The sequence below is a fragment of the Stenotrophomonas sp. SbOxS2 genome (genome assembly GCF_013416715.1).
GTDB classification, from domain to species: domain Bacteria; phylum Pseudomonadota; class Gammaproteobacteria; order Xanthomonadales; family Xanthomonadaceae; genus Stenotrophomonas; species Stenotrophomonas lactitubi.
In genome coordinates, this window is the sequence record NZ_JAAVXD010000007.1 from 422,779 (window position 1) to 442,223 (window position 19,445).

Genomic DNA, 19,445 nt, shown 5'->3' on the forward strand with positions numbered 1-19,445 from the left:
GGCCTGGCGCTGGCCTGTTGCGGTGGTGCGGGGGAAGATCGGGGAAGGAGGCGCGCGCCGCCGGATCCAGCCCGGCGGCGCGGCAAGCGGGCTCAGGCGGCCGCGCTCAGCTGGTGGCCTGCGTCTGCGCGTTCGGGCGCCAGGTGATCAGCTTGTTCTCGACCACATCCAGCATTGCGTCGATGACCAGCACGAAGGCGGCCAGGATGATGATGCCAGCGAACACGCCCACGGCATTGAAATTGCCCTCGGCCTGGGCGATCAGGTAGCCCAGCCCTGCCGAGGCACCGAGGTACTCGCCGATGATCGCGCCGACCACGGCGAAACCGACCGAGGTACGCAGCGAGGACAGGATCCAGCTGGCCGCCGCCGGGAAGTACACGTGGCGCAGCAGGTCGCTGCGGCCTGCGCCGAGGATGCGGGCATTGGCCAGCACCACCGGGTTCACTTCGCGCACGCCCTGCATGGCGTTGAAGAAGGTGGTGAAGAACACCAGCGTGACCGCCAGCGCCACCTTCGACCACAGCCCCAGGCCCAGCCACAACACGAAGATCGGCGCCAGCACCACGCGCGGAATCGCGTTGAAGCCCTTGATGAAGGGGTCCAGGATGCGTGCCGAACGGCGGCTCAGGCCGAGCCACACGCCACCGGCCACGCCCAGCCCGGTGCCGATGATGTAGCCCAGCGCGGTTTCGGTCAGGGTGATGTAGACGTGCTGGTAGAACGAGGTATCCGACAGCCAGGTCCAGGCCTGCTGCACGATCGCCGTTGGCGAGGGGAAGAAGAACGGATCGATCACGCCCAGCGCGATGCCGCCTTCCCAGCCGCCGAACACGGCGACCACCAGGGCCAGCTGGATGAATTTGTCAGTCTTGGCGTGCATAGCTCTTCTCCACTTCGCCGCGCAGGCAGGCCCAGATGTCGCGGTACAGGTCGGTGAATCGTTCGTCCAGCTTGATTTCGGCCACGTTGCGCGGCCGCTCCAGGTTCACGTCGAAGCTGCGCACGACGCGGCTGGCCGGGCCGGAGGACAGCACCACCACGCGGTCACCCAGTGCGATCGCCTCTTCCAGGTCATGCGTGATGAGGATCACCGAGCGGCGATCCTCCTGCCACAACCGCAGCAGTTCGTTCTGCATCAGGTGGCGGGTGTGGATGTCCAGCGCCGAGAACGGCTCGTCCATCAGGATCACCTTCGGCTCGACGATCAACGCCTGCGCCATCTGCACGCGCTTGCGCTGGCCGCCGGACAGCTGGTGCGGGTAGCGGTGCTCGAAGCCACTCAGGCCGACCTTGGCCAGCCAGGCATTGGCCTTGGCCTTGCGCTCGGCTTCAGGCACGCCACGGAAGCGCAGGCCCAGTTCGACGTTCTGGTAGGCGGTCTTCCACGGCAGCAGTGCATCCTGCTGGAACAGATAGCCGACCGATTCCTGCACGCCGCTGACCTTGCGGCCATCGATGGCGACGTCGCCGGACGACGGGGTCAGCAGGCCCGCCACGGAATTGAGGATGGTGCTCTTGCCGCAGCCGGTGGGGCCGACGATGGCGAGGAACTCGCCGTCGCCCACCTGGATGTCGACATCGCGCACGGCGGTGAATTCGCCGAAGGACATGGTCACCTTGTTGATGGCGACCATGGTCTGTGCAGGCTCCAGCTGCGGCGCGCCGTTGAGCTGGCGCACGGTGGCATTGAGGGCCATGGGGTTACCTCCGCTTAACGTTGGGCAGCCGGCGCCGCAGCGTGTGCACGCTCGACGAAGGCATTGGTGTAGGTCCTGGACAGATCGATGTTGGCCTTGGCCACGTCCGTGTTGAATTCGCGCAGCACCTTCAGCGGTGTTTCCAGATCGGCCGCGGTGAAGTGGCCGTCGGTGGTGAAGATCGCGCGGGCGTTCTCCACGGCGCGGGCATAGGTGGCGCGGTCGCCGGAGACATAGCTGTCAGGCAGGGCTGCGACGATGTCCTCGGCGCTGTTGTCGGCGATGAACTTCAGCGCCATCTGCTCGGCACGGGCGATCTTTTCGGCCGCTTCCGGGCGCTTGTCCAGGAAGCTCTGGTTGGCGTACATCACCGAGGTCGGGTACAGGCCGCCATAGACTTGGCGTGCGCCTTCATCACTGCGTGCGTCGAGGATGATCTTGCCGACCTTGCGTTCGGTGATCAGGGTGGCGGCAGGGTCGTAGTTCACCAGCAGGTCGATCTTGCCCTGCTCCAGCGCGGCGACTGCGGCGGCACCGGACCCCACGCCGATCAGCGAGATGCTGTCGACCGGGATGTCATGCTGGGCCAGGAAATGCCGCACGAAGAAGTCCGACGAGGAGCCCGGTGCGGTGATACCGACCTTCTGGCCCTTGATGGTCTGCGGGCGCGCCGGATCGAACGTGGCGTCTTCGCGGCCGGCCATCACCAGGCCGGAATTGCGCGAGAGCAGCACGAAGGCGACCACGTCCTTGCCCTTGGCCTGCATCTGGATGGTGTGGTCGTAGAAGCCGACGGCCACGTCGGTGGAGTTGGCAACCAGCGCCTGCAGTACCTTGGAGCCACCCTGGGCGAAGTTCTCGGTCTTCACGTCCAGGCCGACGTCCTTGAAATAGCCCTTGGCGTCGGCGATGAAGAACGGCAGGTTGTTGAGATTGTAGGAACCGACGCTGATGCGCACCGGGGCATTGTCGCCGCCGCGCGCGCCGCCACCGGCGGCCGTGGCGTCCGGCTTGCTGCATCCGGCTGCGGCCAGGCCGACCGCGCACAGCGCGGCCATGAAGAACTGCTTGTACATCATCCCTCCCAGGAGTGAAGCATCTACGTTGTGGTGGCGGGCAAGCACGGCTGTGCTGGCCCGACCGGTTTCAGATCATGCCGCTGACGTCCATTGGCGGGCTTGATTGGCACTGGCCCTGGCGGGCGCGGGCGACGTGGCGAACACGCGACCTTCAAACAGACGACGTGCGGTGCGCACCACGCTGGCGACCACCGGCGCGTCGTCCGAGCTGCGACTGAGGCCCACCTCCAGGGCCCCACTCGGATGTTCGAGGGTAATGCTGCCGGGCAGCGGCAGGCACCCGACCAAAGTGTGGGCCAGCGTGCCCGGCGTGACGGCGGCGGTCGCGATGCCCACCGCACCGGTGATGGCCAGCGCGGTGTGGCACTGGTGCGGCATGAAATAGCGCACCTGCAGCTGCCCGCCATGTTGTGGTGCGGACAGCAGCACCGGCTTGGGAATGACCTTGTTGCCGGCGTCGGCGATGCCCATGCGGGCACCGGCCTCGATACGCAGCGCCTCCAGCCGCGCCATGAACGCAGCATCCGCGTTCAGTTCGGCAGGTGAGGCATCGCCGCTTACGCCCAGGTCTTCGGCCTGCACCAGCATCAGCGGCATCGCGCAGTCGACCAGGCTGACCGGCACGCCGTCGATGGTTTCCCGGGCATGGCCGCTGGGCAGCAGCTTGCCGGTGCTTGCGCCGGCCGCGTCCAGGAAGGACAGCCGCACCGGCGAGGCCGAGCCCGGTGCGCCGGCAATGCGCGTATCCCCCCGGTAGACCACGTTGCCGCCCGGGGTTTCCACCGTGGCGATGATCAGCTTGCCGGTGTTGACGTTGTGCACGCGCACTTCGGTCTGCGGGTCCTGTGCCTGTACCAGCCCGCGCTCGATCGCATACGGGCCCACGGCCGCCAGCATGTTGCCGCAGTTGGGCGAGGTATCGACCACCTGCTGCTCCACCCGCACTTGGGCGAACAGATAGTCCACGTCAGCATCGGGGCGGCTGGAGCGGTCGATGATGGCCACTTTGCTGGTCAGTGCGTTGCCGCCGCCGATGCCGTCGATCTGCAGCGGGTGGCCCGAACCCATCACCTCCAGCAGCAGGCGGTCACGCTCGGCGATATCAGCCGGCAGATCGCTGGCCAGGAAGAACGGGCCCTTGGAGGTACCGCCGCGCATGAGCACGCAGGGAATGCTGAGCAGATCGTTGGACATACGTGTGATAGATTGATGCGTATAGGGGATGAATGACCCCTCTGTGATTCGATACTGGCATGACCCCAATTGATCTGTGAATTGCTGATTTTTGGATGATTGATACCTTATGAGCATCAATTGCGAAATTCTGGATCTGCGCGCGTTCCTGCTGGTGTCGGAAACCCGCAGCTTCCATCGCGCTGCCGAGATCCTGCATGTGTCCCAGCCGGCGTTGAGCCGACGCATCCAGAAGCTTGAGCAGGCGGTGGGCTCGCCGCTGCTGGAGCGCACCACGCGCAGCGTCAGCACCACGGCCGTGGGCGAGAACCTGCTGCCGCTGGTGCGGCGCATGCTGGAAGAATTCGATGGATCGCTGTTCTCACTGCGCGGCCGCGAAGACACCCGCGGCGCTACCGTGACCATCGCCTGCCTGCCTACGGCGGCGTTCTACTTCCTGCCCAGCGTGATGGCGCGTTTCCACGAGGCGCATCCGAACGTGCGCTTCCGCATCCTGGATATCCCGGCCACCGAAGGCCTGCAGGCGGTGGAGCGCGGCGAAGTCGAATTCGGTATCAACTTCATGGGCGCCAACGACCCCAACCTCGATTTCGACGTGCTGGCCGAGGATCCGTTCGTGCTGGCGTGCCGGCGCGATCATCCGCTGGCCCGCAAGCGCACGGTGGAATGGGCCGATCTGGCCGAGCACCAGCTGATCACCGTGCATCGCACCAGTGGCAATCGCACGCTGCTGGACGGCGCATTGGCGCGCGAGAACCTCAAGCTGAGCTGGCACTACGAAGTGACCCACCTGTCCACCTCGCTGGGCATGGTCGAGGCCGGCATCGGGGTATCGGTGCTGCCGAAAATGGCGACCCCCGACGGCGATCACCCGACGCTGGTGACGCGTTCAATCGGCAACCCGGTGGTGTCGCGCACCATCGGTATCGTGCGCCGTCGCGGTGCCCTGCTCTCGCCCACCGCAGAGCGGTTCCTGCAGATGCTGATGAGCCAGTGGCGCGCGCAGACCTGAGTGCGGCTTAGTCCGCAGGGCGTGTTGCAGCTGTGACTTTCTGGCCGCCATCAAGTGCGCTGCTGGCCAGCAGCTGTTCGGCCAGCCCGCGGTAGATCGGCACCCGGCAGACCATGCCGGACACGCCCCGGGCAATCAGCACGGTGGCCAGGATCGGCAGCAGCAGATCGCCGCTGTCGGTCAGCTCCAGCGAGATCACTGCCGAGGTCAGTGGCGCCTGGGTCACGCCGGTCAGGTAGGCGCACATGCCCAGCAGCACGAACGCCTTCGGGTCCACTGCCGGCATCAGTACGGCGAGGTTGTGCCCCAGCCCTGCCCCCACCGCAAGCGCTGGTGAGAACAGCCCGCCGGGGATGCCCGCCACGTAGGACGCCAGGTTGGCGAGCAGCTTCATCAGGCCGAACTCGTGACCGACGATTGCCTGGCCCTGCACCAGACTGCGCGCCTGCTCATAACCGGTACCAAACGCGCCATTGCCGAACAGCAGCGCAAGCACCACCACGATCAACCCGCAGGCCGCGGCCAGTGCCACCGGATGGTCACGCTTGAGCCTGCCCAGCCAGCGCGGATGACCGGACATGGTCAGCAGTACGACCCGCGCGAACAGTCCGCCCAGCAGGCCGGCGACCACGCCGCACAGCACAATGGCACCCCACGCCTGGCCCAGGGGCAGCAACGCCGAGACGTGGCCGAAGTAGGTGTAGTTGCCCAGCAGGCCCAGGGACACCACGCCGCCCACGATGACCGCCGTGAGCAGGGTGCCCGAGAAGCGGTGCTCGAACCGCCCGCTCAACTCTTCGATGGCGAACACGATGCCCGCCAACGGCGTATTGAAGGCCGCAGCGATGCCGGCCGCGCCCCCTGCCAGCAGGAAGTGCGACAGCTCGCGGGGATCCTTGAACCCGAACCAGCGCCCGAACAGGTACATCAGGCTGGCACCGACGTGCACGGTGGGGCCTTCGCGGCCAACCGATGCGCCGCCAAGCAGGGACAGCGAGGTCAGCAGCAGTTTGCCCGCCGAAACCGCAGGCGAGAGGTTGACCTGCCGGAATTCCGGGTCCGGCTGTTCCAGCGATGCGATGACCTGCGGAATGCCGCTGCCACGGGTGGGCCTCAACGCACCGGCGGTCAGCCAGGCCAGCAGCGCGAAGATGCCCGGCGTGAGCAGCAACGCCCACCACGGGGAATGGGCAATGACGCGCTGGAAGACATGGAAGGCAGCATCGCTGGCCTTGGCGAACACGATGGCTACCAGTGCCACGGCCACCGCGCCGCTCCACAAGGCCGCGCGCCGGCGCCATCCTTCGGTCAGCACCATCGCTGACAGGCGTGCGCGGAGATGTTGAAGATCGAACATCGGTTGATTCTGTGAGCGCCGATGGGCCCAGGGAAGTGGCGAGTGTGGCGGTTGGCGCTGCGGTATCCGGTGAAATGGGCGTCCACCTGCCCTGGCAGTGCCCCCGCGAGGTGCACATCACTCGGCGCAGCTTGCGGTGTTCTTGCCGTGCCGCTTTGCGTGATAGAGCGCCTTGTCCGCCTTCGCCAGCCAGTCCTCTGCGGTGCCGGTGCCCGCGGCTGCGGCGATACCGATGCTGACGCTGAAGTCGATGTCGGCGGCCTCGGCCGTGCCCGGTTCCTGCAGATGCTGCCTGATCTGCTCGGCCACATTCATGGCCTCCGCTGCTGTGCGCTGACCCAGCAGGACGGCGAACTCATCGCCGCCCAACCGCGCCGGCATGTCGCCCGGCTGGGCCAGCTGGCGCAGCACTGCCGCGATGCGGCGAAGCACCTCGTCGCCGGCGCGATGGCCGTACGAATCATTGATCTGCTTGAAATCATCGACATCGAGCATCAGCAGGCACGCGCCCGCGCCCTGATGCGGCCGCTTTTCCAGCACCTGCTGGGCGCGCTGGATCAGGAAGCCGCGGTTGTCCAGTTCGACCAATGGATCCATCCGGCTCAGCCGCTGCAGCTGGCGATTCTGTGATTTCACCCGCCGCGCCAGTCGCCAGCTCAGCACGCTCAGACCGATGCCATAGACGAACAGGAAAGGCAGGCTGAGGACAATCGTGCGCTGCGAGGTGACCGGCTGAAACGGCAAGCCCAGGGCGAGCCAGGCGATCACGAATCCGGCCACCAATGCCAGGGTCGCCCGCGTTGCCAGGCGGATACCGCCGGCGGCGATCTTGTCGGCCACCAGCAGCGCGGCAAACAACGCACTCGGCACGGTACTGAGGGCCATGAAGGCGATCCACGCGCCTCCGAGCAGGGAGTCGACGATCATGCAGCGGAACTGCACTGCGGCAGGCGCGCGCGCGCGGCGTGTCAGCACCAGCGCCACTGCAGGCCATGCGACGGCATTGAGCAGCAGCAGTACCCATGCCGACGCATCCGCCTGACGCTCCAGGATGATCGAGGCAATCGGAAGCGCCCCCAACCCATTTCCCACGAACCGCATCCAGCCGATGCGCCGTGCAGCGCCGACGCCCTCGACCGCGACTTCCGTTGAATCAGTGAAGAACGGCATTGCCGGCTCTCCCGATCATCTCCCCTGCCATGCGCCCAGACATCCGTTTGCCTGCGAGTCTGGCATCTGCACGTCAACAACAGGTCAATGGCCGGTGCTTGCCACCGGTGTCGATCTCCCAGCGCAACTCGAAGGTCAGCTGCAGCCGTTGTCCCGGCTGCAACCTGGTGGGGGCAAGCGTGAACCCATCCGGCGGGCCGGTCTGTGGCTCCACGCAGGTGGCGTGCGCGGCGCCGTCATAGACCACCCAGTGATCGGTGTCGGCGCGCAGTCGCAGCCGCTGGCCAGCGGAAACCAGCGTGACCTCGCGATGGTTGATGAAGCAGTCGTCCCAAGGGCCTTGCGACGGATCCACGCAGGGCAGGACAGCGATGCCCTCTCCATCGCGGGGGTACATCGCGGCTGGCGCGAACAGCAACCGGTCCGGCTTGCGGAACCACGGGTGCCAGCCGAGCACGGCCGGCATCGGCGTGTCGCCTGCCTGTACGGCCAGGCGCAGTTGCAGGCAGTCGGGCTGCACGTGGATGTGCTGCGATGCCCTGCCCCCGAAGGGCCAATGGCCATCCTCGGGAAGGTCCAACGACAGCGACGCGCCGTCCGATTCAAGGCGGTCGATGCGCCAGGGCCGTGAGAAGCCAACGCCATGGATGGCGTGCACGCCAAAGTTGACCGGCAGCTGATAGGGCCTGCCGTCGACGCTGAAGCGTCCCTGCCGGATGCGCCCGGCCCAGGGGACCATTGGATAGCACCCCCAGCCGATGGCGGCCGCGTCCTGCTGTTCGCCGATCAGCCATTCCACACCGTCGAAACGGATCCGCGCGATGCGTCCACCCGCCTCCGGTGCCACTGCCACTTCCAGCCTGCCTGCCCGCAACCAGTGCAGCGGACCGGCAGGCATCGCGGCCTGCGCATCATCCTGCGGAGATGTCTCAGGCGCCATAGGGATCGATGGTCCGGATGCTGCCGTCTGCTTCCATGTGCAGCGGCGTGCACTTGACCGAACGCAGGTGGGTGACCCCGCCAGACAACAGTGCGTCGTGGTAGAACAGGTACCACTGCCCCCGGAACGCACAGATGGAGTGATGGGTGGTCCAGCCCACCACGGGCGTGAGGATCACGCCGCGATAGGTGTACGGCCCGTACGGGCTGTCGCTGGTGGCATAGCACAGCAGGTGCGTATCGCCGGTGGAGTACGACAGGTAATACCGGCCCTGGTATCTGTGCAGCCACGGCCCTTCGAAGAATCGACGTGCGTGGTCATCGGCACGCAGCGGCTGTCCGTGCCCGTCCAGGATGACGATCTCGCGCGTGGCTTCGGCCAACCGGGTCATGCTCGCGTCCAGTCGCGCGATACGCGGGCCCAGTGCCGGCACGTCGCCGGCAGGTTCCTCGTGCGCCGGGTCGTAGCGGTTGTCCCGGTACTTCTGCAGCTGGCCACCCCAGATGCCACCGAAACAGAGGTAGTGCGTGCCGTCGTCGTCCTCGAACACGGCCGGGTCGATCGAGTACGCGCCCTCGATGGGCTCGGGCTCGGCGGTGAACGGGCCCTCCGGCCGATCCGCCGCCGCAACGCCGATGCGGAACATGCCGTCGGCATCCTTGGCCGGGAAGTACAGGTAGTAGCGGCCATCGCGGCAGGCGGCGTCCGGCGCCCACATCTGCCGGCTGGCCCATGGCACGTCGCGCACATGCAGCGCCACGCCGCAGTCGCTGGCCTCGCTGTCGGGCGTGTCCATCCGCAGCACATGGTAGTCCTGCATGCCGAAGTGCCCGCCCTCATCGTCGAAGGGCGCGCCGCTGTCGATGTCGTGCGACGGATAGATGTACAGCCGCCCCTCGAATACGTGCGCCGAAGGGTCGGCGGTGTAGATGTGCGTTACCAGTGGTTGCGAGATGGCGTGTGCTGCCAGCTTGTCCAGACTGCTGCCCTGTCGCCGCGACTGCAGGTCCTGCTCGATGCGGGTTTCCATGCGCTTGTTGATCTCGTAGAGGAAAAGCAGCGCTACTGCAGCCAGGAATGGCAGTGAGCAGTACACGCTCACCGTCAGGCGGATGCCGTCGACCACGGCTTCGGGCTGCTGCGGGGCGCCTGCCTGATAGCCATGATGGGCGAGGATGCCGGCAACCAGCGCACCACCGATGCTGAGCCCGATCTTCAGGCCACACAGCATTGCCGAGAAGACGATCGCGGTGGCACGGCGGTGGTTCTTCCACTCGGAATAGTCGGCGACGTCGGCGATCATCGCCCACAGCAGCGGGATGGTGATGCCGTAGCAGAACCCGTGCAGCATGAAGGCAGCGAAAGCCACGGCAACCGCCGTGGGCGGAAAGAAATAGAACGCCAGCAGGAACACGGTGGACACCAGCAGTGCACCACCAAAGACATCACGCTTGCCGAACCGGTCGGCCAGGCGGCGCGATACGCCGATGCCCAGGATCATGCAGACGATGCCGCAGGCGTTGAACAGGCTGAATGCCGACGTTGCCGGGTCCTTCGGCCAGGCGAACCCGGACAGGCCCATGCCGTTGAGCGCCGCGTTGACGGCAGCGATGAAGCGGTTGAACCCGGAGCTGTCGAGAAAACCCGCCAGGGCGGTTTCGCTCATGTAGTACTGGAAGTAGTAGACATAGGTGCCGCCCTTCAGGGACAGGTTGATGAAGACCAGGATGGTGAGGGCCAGCATCACCTTCCATGGTCGGTTGCGCAGCAGGTCCGACAGATCCTGCAGCACGCCGGCGGTCTGTTCCTTCGCCGGCACGATGCGCTCGCGCGTGGTGGCAAAGGTGATCAGGAAGAACACCGTTCCCACTGCCGCGAACACGGTCATGACCCGCTCGAAGCCCAGCACGCGGTCGCCGTCGCCGAGGATCAACACCAGCGGCAACAGCAGCACCTGGATGATGAACTGCGCGACCATCACCGCCACGAAGCGGTAGGCCGACAGGCTGTTGCGCTGGGCCATGCTGCCGGTGAGCACGCCGCTGAGCGCCGAATACGGCAGGTTGTTGGCCGCATACACGAGCATCAGCAGGCCGTAGGTGGTCACGGCGTAGATGATCTTGCCGCGCGGCGCCAGGTCGGGGGTGCTGAAAGCAAGCAGCGACAGCGCCCCGAATGGAAGTGCTGTCCACAGGATCCACGGCCGGAACTTGCCCCACCGGCTGGCCGTCCGGTCGGCAGCGATGCCGATCAATGGAGTGAACACGAACGCCCCGAGCACGCCGATCACGAAGATGATCGTTGCGGCCGTGGCCGGCGGCAGCCGGAACACATCGGTGTAGAAGAACGCGAGGTACGTGATCAGCGTCTGGAAGATCAGGTTCGCCGCGAGGTCGCCCAGGCTGTAGCCGAGCTTCTCCCGGATGGACAGCGTGTGCTCGGTGCTTTCCATGGGGCGTGCATCAGTCACGGTTGGCCTCCACGCGGAACCCGACCTTCGCACGGATGTCGGCGCTGGAGCTTCCCACCCTCACTTCATACGCACCCGCCGGCACCGCATAGCCGCCGCGCGCTTCGTCATACTGGCGCAGGTCCTGCTGTGCCTGCAGATCGAACGCTACGGTGCGCCGCTCGCCGGCGGCCAGGTGGACGCGTTGGAAGCCGCGCAATGTCTGGCGTGCATCGCCGGGGCCCGCCTCCAGCCGCCGTACATACAGCTGCACCACTTCGTCGCCGGCACGCTTGCCGGTGTTGGCTATCTCGACCTGTACCCTGAGCTTGCCGTCGTGGGCGATGCGCGGCGAATCAAGCTGCAGCCTGCCGTAGTTGAACCGGGTATAGGACAGCCCATGACCGAACGGATACAGCGGCGTGCCGCGGAAGTAGCGGTAGGTGCGGCCTTCCATCGTGTAGTCGTCGAACGCGGGCAATGTGTCATCCGCCCTGTAGAAGGTCACCGGCAGGCGCCCGCCGGGATTGACTTCGCCGAACAGCGCCTGGCCGACGGCGGTGCCACCGCGCTGGCCGGGATACCAGCTCATCAGGATGGCGGACAGATTCTGCTGCGCCCACTCCACCGCCATCGCCGAGCCACCAGTGAGCACCATCACCACCGGCTTGCCAGTGGCGTGCAGCGCTTCCAGCAGCGTGCGCTGTGGCGCGGGCAGGCGCAGGTCGGTACGGTCCCCGCCGGCGAAGCCCGGGTAGTTGACCTTCATTTCTTCGCCTTCGACATCGCCGGTGAGGCCGCCCACGAACACCACAACGTCTGCATTGCGGGCGGCCTCCAGCGCCGCTTCGAACGGCGGCTTGGCACCGGGCATGCGCCACCCCAGGCGGACACCAGCGTCGCGCTCGGCGTCGAAGTACTCAAGCCTCAGGTCATAGGCGCGGCCGGCCTGCAGGTCCAGGTCCACGCCATCGCCGTACAGGCGATCGCTGTTGGCCCAGTGGTCGAGCACCCGCTTGCCGTCCACGTAGAGGCGGAAGCCGTCGTCGGCGGCCGCCTCGATCCGGTAGCGCCCCGAGACGGGCGGCAGCAGCTGGCCACTCCAGCGGATGCTGAAACCATCGCTGGGGATGCCCTGCCCCGGCGCGGCTTCACCACGGGCCAGCAGGTTGTCGGTGGGAGAGCCCCGGTCCCAGCGGAATCCGATCTGGGCATCAGTGCGCACCAGCGCCGGCGTGCCGGAAAGATCAGCGGTACGGAAGTACTCGCCACGCAGGCCGCGCTCCGGGGAATCGGCCGAGGGTCGCAGGTAGGTCGCTTCGATCAAGGGCGTGGCGCTGGGATCGTCGCGCCCTTCAACCAGGTCCACGCCGCGTGCGTAGCTCACCTCGATGCCCTTGGCGGCATCGCGGATGCCCTGCAGCAGGGTGACCGGCGCGGCTGGGGTGCCGAAGTAGTTGCCCAGCAGTGCCATGGTGTCATCGGCGGTGGGGCCGATCACGGCGATGCGCTTGAGGGTGCGCGACAGCGGCAGCACGCCATCGTTCTTCAGCAATACCAGCGATTCCTGGGCGGCCTTCAGGGCCAGCGCATCATGCGCCGGGGCCTGGTTGACCGACGCGGGAATCCGCGCCCAGCGCACGCGCTCGGGCGGGTCGAACATGCCCAGCCGCATCCGCGCGGCGAACAGGCGGGTCACCGCATCGTCGATCTCCGCCTCGCTGATCAGGCCCTGCCGTACGGCGGCTGGCAGCGTGGCGTATTCCTGGCCGCACTCGAGGTCGGTGCCGTTCCTGACCGCCAACGCGGCTGCTGCTTCGCGGCTGGGAACGATCCGGTGATGCTTCCAGATGTCGACGATGGCCCAGCAGTCGGATACCACGTAGCCCTTGAAGCCCCAATCGCGGCGCAGCATATCGCGCAGAAGGAAGCGGCTGGCGCTGGCGGACTCGCCATACACCCGGTTGTAGGCCCCCATCACCGCGTCCACCTGCCCCTCCTTCACCAGCGCCTCGAACGCCGGCAGGTAGGTGTCATACAGGTCGCGCTTGCTGGGGCGGGCATCGAAGTGGTGGCGATCAGCTTCGGGGCCGCTGTGCACGGCCAGGTGCTTGGCGGTGGCGTCGAGCTTGCGGTACACCGGGTCGTCACCCTGCAGGCCGTGCACGAAGGCCACGCCCATGCGGGCGGTGAGGTACGGGTCCTCGCCGTAGGTTTCCTGGCCGCGGCCCCATCGCGGGTCTCGGAAGATGTTGATGTTCGGCGACCAGTACGTCAGCCCCTGATAGCGGCCATGCGAGCCTTCGCGGAGGAACTGGTGGTGCTTGGCACGGGCCTCGTCGCTGATGGTGCTGGCAACCTGCCCCATCAGCGGCACATCGAACGTGGCCGCCAGGCCGATGGCCTGCGGAAACACGGTGGCCTGCCCTGCCCGCGCCACGCCATGCAGGCCCTCGTTCCACCAGTCGTAGGCGGGAACGCCCAGGCGCTCGATTGCGGGCGCGGCGTTCTGCATCTGCGCTGCCTTCTCCTCCAGGGTCATCCGTGCGACCAGGGCGGCGGCGCGGGTTTCAACACTGGCCGAGGTGTCGAGCCAGGGCGCAGGCCCGGTAGCGTGACCGGTCGTTGCCAGCGCGATGGCAGCGCACAGGGCCAGCGTGCGGAAGAAGGGAGTGCGCGTCATCATTTGCTCCTCAGGGCACGCTCGTCGCGCGCGAATGGTCCCAGCAGGGCGCCGACGAAGCCGCCTGCACGATCCGTACTCAATACCGTTCCGTCCACGTCATCGGCCACTGTCTGCCAGCCACGCCCGTCGCCGCTGTCGAAGGCGAACGCATAGCGGCCTTCGTCACCGGCGATCTTCAGGCGCAGCGAGCCGGATGCCATCGCCTCACGGGTTGCCAGGGTGCGGGTAGCACCGCTGCCGTCGCGCGCTTCGAGGAAGACCGCCACGTGGTCACCGCCGACGCTGCGGACACCCAGGAAGTACCAGTGCGTCTCGTTCTGGAAAGCTGCCAGGCCGGCGGCCACGCCTGCTGCCGGGCGGGTCATATCGGTACTGGCCTCGAAGCGCAGGTGCTGCTGGCGTCGGCCGAGGAACGCGGGGTTGCGCAGTGTGTCCAGGTTCTCCGCCAGCGGATGCACGGCCAACGCCCCCGGCCGCTCGCGCAGGTCGGCCCGCGGCTGCCTGGGGATGCGCACGCGCAGCCAGCCGCTGCCGAGTGTCGGCGCATCGAATTCGTCGCGCTCGGTGAAATTGCCGGTGGACGGCGCCTGCGACGCGTCGCCCTGCATCCACGAGGGCGCTCTGGCCGCATACGGAATGGCCTGGTTGGCCGGCAGGATCACCGGCCAGCCGTCCTGCCACTGCACCGGCAGCAAATAGGTCTCGCGCCCGGTGTTGTAGTGGCGGATGTCGTAGTTGCGGCTGGCAAGGAACACCGCCCACCAGGAGCCGTCCGGACCCTCCACCAGATCGGCATGCCCGGCATTGGTGATCGGCAGTGGCCTGCCATCGGGCAGGTCGCGCTGGGTGAGAATCGGATTGCCCGCATACGGCACGTAAGGCCCCCACACCTCGCGGCTGCGCAGCACCACCTGCGAGTGCTGCGGGCCGGTGCCGCCTTCCGCATCGGAGAGGTAGTACCAGCCATCGCGCCTGTAGAGGTGCGGCCCCTCGATCCAGATCGGGTTCCTGGCCGGCTCCACCCCGCCGTCGATCAACACCCTGCGCGGTCCCACCGGGGTGAAACGCTCCAGATCGATCTGCTGCATCCAGATGGCACGGTGGCCCTCGTAGCGTGGTGGGCCGGGCGGTACATCGTTGTTGAGCAGATACACGGTGCCGTCATTGTCGAAGAACAACGACGGATCGATGCCGTCGATGCCGGGCAGCCAGTGCGGATCGGACCAGGGGCCGGCGGGATCGCGCGCGGTCGCGATGAAATTGCCGCCGCTGTCGACGGCCGTGGTGACCACGTAGAACATGCCGTCGTGGTAACTGATGGCCGGTGCGAAGATGCCACGCGACACGCCCAGGCCGTCGAAGTCCAGCTGCGACGGTCGGTCGATCACGTTGCCGATCTGCTTCCAGTGCACCAGGTCCACGCTTTCGAACACCGGGATGCCCGGGAAGTAGGTGAAGCTGGAATTGACCAGATAGAAGCGCCCGTTTGCGGCGACGACGCTGGGGTCGGCATGGAACCCTGCAAGAATGGGGTTGCGATAGTGTCCGGCCGGCAACGGCGCATCGAATGCCGCGTCGCGACCGCGGTACTCGAACCAGTCGAAGTAGACCGGCGGCGCAGGCGCCGCTGCCCACGCCTGCGGCAGGAATGAAGACAACACGAGCAGTGAGGCCAGCAGCAGGCGCATCAGGGAACCTCCGCAGGAGAAATGGAAAGCTCGAAGGGACCGGCGGGCGCGCCGCTGCTGTCGTGCAGGGTGCACACCGGGCCATCGGCCCAGCAGTAGCGCACGCGGGCGGCGGAACCGGCCTTGGCGCTGCGCAGCACGACGTCGTGACCGTCCAGCACCGCGTCGGCGTAGTGGCAGTGGCGCGCATCGGCGTCGCACAGCTCGAAGCCGATGGGACCGTTCGCGCCGGTCGTGACCAGAGCGCCGGCCACGTCATCGAACGCGATGCGTACACCGGCCCGCGTGGCCGATGCCTGGCGCGCTATCGGGCCGGACGGCGCTACGCCGCGCTCGCTGTAGACCACATGACGCGCTGCCCGCGCCAGCCGCCGGCCCAGTTCCTGCTTGTTCGGCGGGTGGATGTCGTAGGCATCGCCGATGTCGATGGCCACCGCCAGCCCGGTGCGCGGGTCTTCCACCGCAGCGAGCCGCTGCGCTTCGCGCACCTGCGCCCAGCCACTTTCAACCGGCGCCACGGCTGGCTGGCCATAGCCGGCCAGTTGCACCAGCAGCAGGGGCGTGTGCGCGCCGAACCGTCTCCGCCAGTCGTCACGCAGGCTGCGCAGGCGTGCGAGGTATGCCATTGCGTCGCCGGTATTGGATTCACCCTGGTACCACAGCACGCCACGCAGGCCATAGGCGCCCAGTGGCCAAATCATGCCGTTGTACAGCGTCGACAGTCCTGTAGCGGCATGCCACGGTGCCAGCGGCGGCGCCTGTACACCGGGCGCCATCCGATACTGCCAGCGCGCATCGAGCGCGATGCGCGTACCGTCATCCAGGCGGATGGCGTGCGCACTTGCGGGCCCTGCAAGCCCACCCTCACCGTAGGTGTCCAGGACATTGATCACCACCGTGCTGGCACCGGCCTTCAGCAACCCGGGCGGCAGCGCATACGTCCGCCGCTCACCTGCGCCGTACTGGCTGCCCACGGCGACGCCGTTCACCCAGGTCATGTCCGTCTCGTCGACGGGACCCAGCTCAAGCCAAGCGTGCTTGCCGGCCTGCGCGGCCGTCAGGGTCACCTGGGTGCGGTACCAGACCATGCCGTTGTAGCCGGCCAGCGCCGGCACACCCCAGCGCTCCCACGCGCCGAGCGTGGCCGGTGCGCGTTGCCATCCGCTGCTGTCGGTGCCGGGCTGCCAGGGCGTATCGGCGGCGGCACCTTCGCGTGTTGTCCACCAGTGTTGCCAGTGCTGGCCCCAGCGGGTGTTTGCCGCTGCGGGATCGCGGGCAGACAAGGCGAGCACGTCCAGTGCTGGCCCCATGCCGCCCTGCATGCGCAGGGCATCGGTGCTGGTCCAGGCCTCGATGCGCGAACCGCCCCACGCCGCCTGGATCAAGCCCATGGGGACATCGACCGTCTTCTGCAGTTCGCGCGCAAAGTAGAAGCACGCAGCGGAAAAGTCGCGCACCGTGTCCGGCGCCGCCGTATGCCATGCCACAGACGTCGGAAAATCACTCTGTGGTGAAACCGCCGCCGCCTTCGGTACGGTGAACAGGCGGATCTTCGGTTGCATGGCGCTGGCGATCTCGCTGTCTGCGTCCAGCGTGCGCCGCACCGGCAGTTCCATGTTCGACTGCCCGGAACACAACCAGACGTCGCCGATCTGCACGTCGTGCACGATCTGGGTTGCGTCCCCCGCACGCACCGACATTGCATGGGGGCCGCCGGCGGCCATGGACGGCAGCGTTGCCTGCCAGCGGCCGTCGGCCGCCGCGTGGGTGCTGACCGTCCGCCCTGCAACGGTCACCGAAACCGTGGCACCTGGCGCGGCCCGGCCCCATACCGGAACCGGCTGCTCACGCTGCAGCACGGCGTGATCCTGGAACAGCGGATGCAGCAGCGCCATCCCTGGTTCCTGCGCCGCTGCATTCGTGGCACAGCCGCCCATGGCGACCACCAGCATCCAGCCCACCCACGACGTCGGCTTCATCGCCCATCTCCCGGTGCGGACGGAAACTGCAACGCCTGGTACCAGGCCAGCGGATGCGGCGGCGCGGCTTCGCCTGCGGGCAACGGCCTGCCGCTCACCGACTGGAAGTACGCCACGCTGGCATCGCGCCACCACTGTGCTTCGCGCAGCTGGATACGCAGGAAGGCCGCGACCTGCGCATGCCGTTGTGCATCCACCCTGCCCTGCAGCCCTGCCCAGGTGCCCTGCATGCCCTGCACCTGCCGTACCCCTTGCGAGTAGCGCGCGACCAGCTCGTCCCACAGTGTCCGCCCCGAGGCCATGCGGTGGTCCCACGGCACGTGGTGGAACCACAGCAGCAGCGGCGCTGGAACCCGCGCCAGGTCGCCATACTGCTCAGCCACGTCGGGGGAATACTGGGCCACGGCATTGCTGCCGCCTGCGGTGCGGTCGAAGCCGATGCCGGTGTGATCCGCACGGTGGTAGTACACCGACGTCCAGTCCGCGCGTGGGCCGCCATCGACCCACGGACCCGGACCGTGGTGGTGTCCTCGCGCCATCAGATGGTGCAGGCCCAACGGGGTCATGTAGTTCACCGCGGCCTCGCGCGAGGCCATCATCATGCCGGCGATGGGCTGCACCACGCCGGGATCGGCCGAGAAGGTCAGCGCCGCCCAATCTGCCGCGATGTCCCCGGCCGATTGCCGCGGATCCCACGCAAGGCGCCCGAAGGCGTACCAGTTGGCCTGGTCGAAATGCGATCCACTCCAGGTGCGATCGGTGCCGATGTTGGCGACGCCGGCCATGCCGGCCAGGGCTTGCGCCACGGTGGAACCTTTGCCGCCTGAGCGGGTGTCGGCCCGCAGCACTTCCTCGTACAGCGGCCCCAGGTAAACCAGATGCGTGGCGAAGCCCAGGTACTCCTTGGTGATCTGCACTTCCATCATCAGTGGCGTGCGCGGCATGGCCCCGAACAGCGGATGGAACGGCTCACGCGGCTGGAAGTCGATGGGCCCGTTCTTCACCTGCAGGACCACGTTCGGGCGGAAGGCGCCGTCCAGGCCGGCAAATTCGCTGTAGGCCTGCGTGGCCCGGTCGGCGGGAACGTCGTGCGCATAGACGAAGGCGCGCCACATCACCACGCCACCGTGCGGGGCCAGTGCATCGGCCAGCAGGTTGGCGCCGTCGGCGTGCGAGCGGCCATAGTCCTGCGGGCCGGGCTGCCCTTCCGAATTGGCTTTCACCAGGAAGCCGCCGAAATCGGGAATGCGTGCGTAGATCTCGGCGGCCTTGTCCCGCCACCAGCGCTGCACGCCCGGGTCGAGCGGATCTGCGGTGTCGAGCCCGCCCAGCTCGATGGGCGCGCTGAAGCGCGCGCTCAGGTAGACGCGGATGCCGTACGGCCGGAACAGATCCGCCAGTGTTGCCGCTTTGTCGAGGTACTCCGGCGCAAGACTCTGTGCGTTTGCATTCACGTTGTTGAGCACGGTGCCGTTGATGCCTACGGACGCATTGGCGCGTGCGTAGTCGGTGTAGCGCGGGTCGCGCCACTCCGGCAGCGTCTGCCAGTCCCACAGTGACTGGCCTGCATAGCCGCGCTCCACATACCCGTCGAGGTTGTCCCAATGGTTGAGCACGCGCAGCCGAAGCCGTGGCGATTGACGCACATCGAGGGCATCGATCCTCGCGCCCGTCTGCAGCAGCCGCAGCAGATGGAACACGCCATACAGCACGCCGATATCCCGTGATGCGGCGACCAGCAGCACATCGCGCTCGCCCACCCGTGTGCGCTTGAGCAGGTAGCCCTCCTCGCCCAGTGACTGCAACTGCGCAAGCAACGGTGCGATCAACGCTGACGACTGCGGGGTACCCAGCACCAGCGCGGGACCGATGGCCGCCGTACCCGGTGCCTGCGGATCGCTGCCGAGCAGTCCGCCGAGTCCACGCTCCAGCTCATCGCGCGCGGCGCGCTGCGTGGCCGTCCGATCAGGGGCCACCACCTGCCCCAGGCGGGTGCGGTAGTGGGCAGCGAGCGTCGGCTCGAGCGGGGCGTAACGCATCCACAGCGCGTAGCCATCCTCTGCGCGCGCGTTGCCCATGCAGGCCAGCAACGCCAGCACGCTGGCGAACATCCAATGACACCGCTCGCCATCGAAACGGAACCGCAGGGTGGCCAGCAAACCTTGTAAGCTCGGCGCGTGCGCTGGATGCA

General features: G+C 67.3%; 13 protein-coding genes and 1 pseudogene. 1 reads left to right on the forward strand and 13 read right to left on the reverse strand.

Translation table 11 applies throughout. From position 1 onward, the window contains the following. Positions 1-106 precede the first annotated feature (106 nt). The 4 genes from HFK18_RS16620 to HFK18_RS16635 form a co-directional block, all read right to left on the reverse strand. Positions 107-883 (reverse strand): ABC transporter permease, encoded by a 777-nt coding sequence (locus HFK18_RS16620; RefSeq protein ID WP_089235668.1) that lies wholly within the window; start codon positions 881-883, stop codon positions 107-109. Beyond that, positions 867-1,700 carry an ABC transporter ATP-binding protein gene (locus tag HFK18_RS16625; protein ID WP_099818456.1) on the reverse strand — a complete coding sequence of 278 codons (834 nt, stop codon included), beginning with the start codon at positions 1,698-1,700 and terminating at the stop codon, positions 867-869. Before HFK18_RS16625 ends, HFK18_RS16620 begins: the two co-directional genes overlap by 17 nt. A 14-nt stretch (positions 1,701-1,714) precedes the next feature. Beyond that, positions 1,715-2,776, reverse strand: a complete 1,062-nt coding sequence (locus HFK18_RS16630) for an ABC transporter substrate-binding protein (protein ID WP_180167077.1) — start codon at positions 2,774-2,776, stop codon at positions 1,715-1,717. A 75-nt stretch (positions 2,777-2,851) separates the two neighbouring features. Then, the gene (locus tag HFK18_RS16635; RefSeq protein WP_180167078.1) at positions 2,852-3,973 is read right to left on the reverse strand and encodes a 4-oxalomesaconate tautomerase; all 1,122 of its coding nucleotides are present in this window, start codon (positions 3,971-3,973) and stop codon (positions 2,852-2,854) included. A gap of 109 nt (positions 3,974-4,082) precedes the next feature. Here HFK18_RS16635 and HFK18_RS16640 point away from each other — a divergent pair, with 109 nt between their 5' ends. Further along, positions 4,083-4,985, forward strand: a complete 903-nt coding sequence (locus HFK18_RS16640) for a LysR family transcriptional regulator (RefSeq protein ID WP_099818458.1) — start codon at positions 4,083-4,085, stop codon at positions 4,983-4,985. A 7-nt stretch (positions 4,986-4,992) separates the two neighbouring features. Here the strand turns inward: HFK18_RS16640 and HFK18_RS16645 are convergent, their stop codons facing one another. From HFK18_RS16645 to HFK18_RS16680, 9 genes and pseudogenes are all read right to left on the reverse strand, one after another. Further along, positions 4,993-6,342: a chloride channel protein gene (locus tag HFK18_RS16645; protein WP_180167079.1), complete on the reverse strand. Its 1,350-nt coding sequence runs from the start codon at positions 6,340-6,342 to the stop codon at positions 4,993-4,995. Between the two features lie 117 nt (positions 6,343-6,459). Further along, the gene (locus tag HFK18_RS16650) at positions 6,460-7,512 is read right to left on the reverse strand and encodes a sensor domain-containing diguanylate cyclase (protein WP_180167080.1); all 1,053 of its coding nucleotides are present in this window, start codon (positions 7,510-7,512) and stop codon (positions 6,460-6,462) included. A gap of 73 nt (positions 7,513-7,585) precedes the next feature. Then, entirely contained in the window at positions 7,586-8,452 is an 867-nt protein-coding gene (locus HFK18_RS16655) for an aldose epimerase (RefSeq protein WP_180167081.1), read from the reverse strand. Beyond that, positions 8,442-9,458: a glycoside hydrolase family 43 protein gene (locus HFK18_RS21940; RefSeq protein WP_306669845.1), complete on the reverse strand. Its 1,017-nt coding sequence runs from the start codon at positions 9,456-9,458 to the stop codon at positions 8,442-8,444. The genes HFK18_RS16655 and HFK18_RS21940 overlap by 11 nt, the downstream gene beginning before the upstream one ends. After that, positions 9,435-10,904, reverse strand: a pseudogene (locus tag HFK18_RS21945) (MFS transporter); the annotation flags it as partial. The pseudogene HFK18_RS21945 and the gene HFK18_RS21940, both read right to left, overlap by 24 nt. Positions 10,905-10,914: 10 nt before the next feature. After that, positions 10,915-13,584 carry a glycoside hydrolase family 3 C-terminal domain-containing protein gene (locus HFK18_RS16665; RefSeq protein ID WP_343202971.1) on the reverse strand — a complete coding sequence of 890 codons (2,670 nt, stop codon included), beginning with the start codon at positions 13,582-13,584 and terminating at the stop codon, positions 10,915-10,917. Then, positions 13,584-15,275: a glycoside hydrolase family 43 protein gene (locus HFK18_RS16670; RefSeq protein ID WP_180167084.1), complete on the reverse strand. Its 1,692-nt coding sequence runs from the start codon at positions 15,273-15,275 to the stop codon at positions 13,584-13,586. The genes HFK18_RS16665 and HFK18_RS16670 overlap by 1 nt, the downstream gene beginning before the upstream one ends. Beyond that, positions 15,275-17,254: a sialate O-acetylesterase gene (locus HFK18_RS16675; RefSeq protein ID WP_180167085.1), complete on the reverse strand. Its 1,980-nt coding sequence runs from the start codon at positions 17,252-17,254 to the stop codon at positions 15,275-15,277. Before HFK18_RS16675 ends, HFK18_RS16670 begins: the two co-directional genes overlap by 1 nt. Then, positions 17,251-19,365 carry an alpha-glucuronidase family glycosyl hydrolase gene (locus HFK18_RS16680; protein WP_180167451.1) on the reverse strand — a complete coding sequence of 705 codons (2,115 nt, stop codon included), beginning with the start codon at positions 19,363-19,365 and terminating at the stop codon, positions 17,251-17,253. Before HFK18_RS16680 ends, HFK18_RS16675 begins: the two co-directional genes overlap by 4 nt. Positions 19,366-19,445 lie beyond the last annotated feature (80 nt).

Coding starts and splice junctions, on each gene's coding strand:
- HFK18_RS16620 (WP_089235668.1), bottom strand. CDS start 883: ATGCACGCCAAGACTGACAAATTCATCCAGCTGGCCCTGGTGGTCGCC.
- HFK18_RS16625 (WP_099818456.1), bottom strand. CDS start 1,700: ATGGCCCTCAATGCCACCGTGCGCCAGCTCAACGGCGCGCCGCAGCTG.
- HFK18_RS16630 (WP_180167077.1), bottom strand. CDS start 2,776: ATGTACAAGCAGTTCTTCATGGCCGCGCTGTGCGCGGTCGGCCTGGCC.
- HFK18_RS16635 (WP_180167078.1), bottom strand. CDS start 3,973: ATGTCCAACGATCTGCTCAGCATTCCCTGCGTGCTCATGCGCGGCGGT.
- HFK18_RS16640 (WP_099818458.1), top strand. CDS start 4,083: ATGAGCATCAATTGCGAAATTCTGGATCTGCGCGCGTTCCTGCTGGTG.
- HFK18_RS16645 (WP_180167079.1), bottom strand. CDS start 6,342: ATGTTCGATCTTCAACATCTCCGCGCACGCCTGTCAGCGATGGTGCTG.
- HFK18_RS16650 (WP_180167080.1), bottom strand. CDS start 7,512: ATGCCGTTCTTCACTGATTCAACGGAAGTCGCGGTCGAGGGCGTCGGC.
- HFK18_RS16655 (WP_180167081.1), bottom strand. CDS start 8,452: ATGGCGCCTGAGACATCTCCGCAGGATGATGCGCAGGCCGCGATGCCT.
- HFK18_RS16665 (WP_343202971.1), bottom strand. CDS start 13,584: ATGACGCGCACTCCCTTCTTCCGCACGCTGGCCCTGTGCGCTGCCATC.
- HFK18_RS16670 (WP_180167084.1), bottom strand. CDS start 15,275: ATGCGCCTGCTGCTGGCCTCACTGCTCGTGTTGTCTTCATTCCTGCCG.
- HFK18_RS16675 (WP_180167085.1), bottom strand. CDS start 17,254: ATGAAGCCGACGTCGTGGGTGGGCTGGATGCTGGTGGTCGCCATGGGC.
- HFK18_RS16680 (WP_180167451.1), bottom strand. CDS start 19,365: ATGTTCGCCAGCGTGCTGGCGTTGCTGGCCTGCATGGGCAACGCGCGC.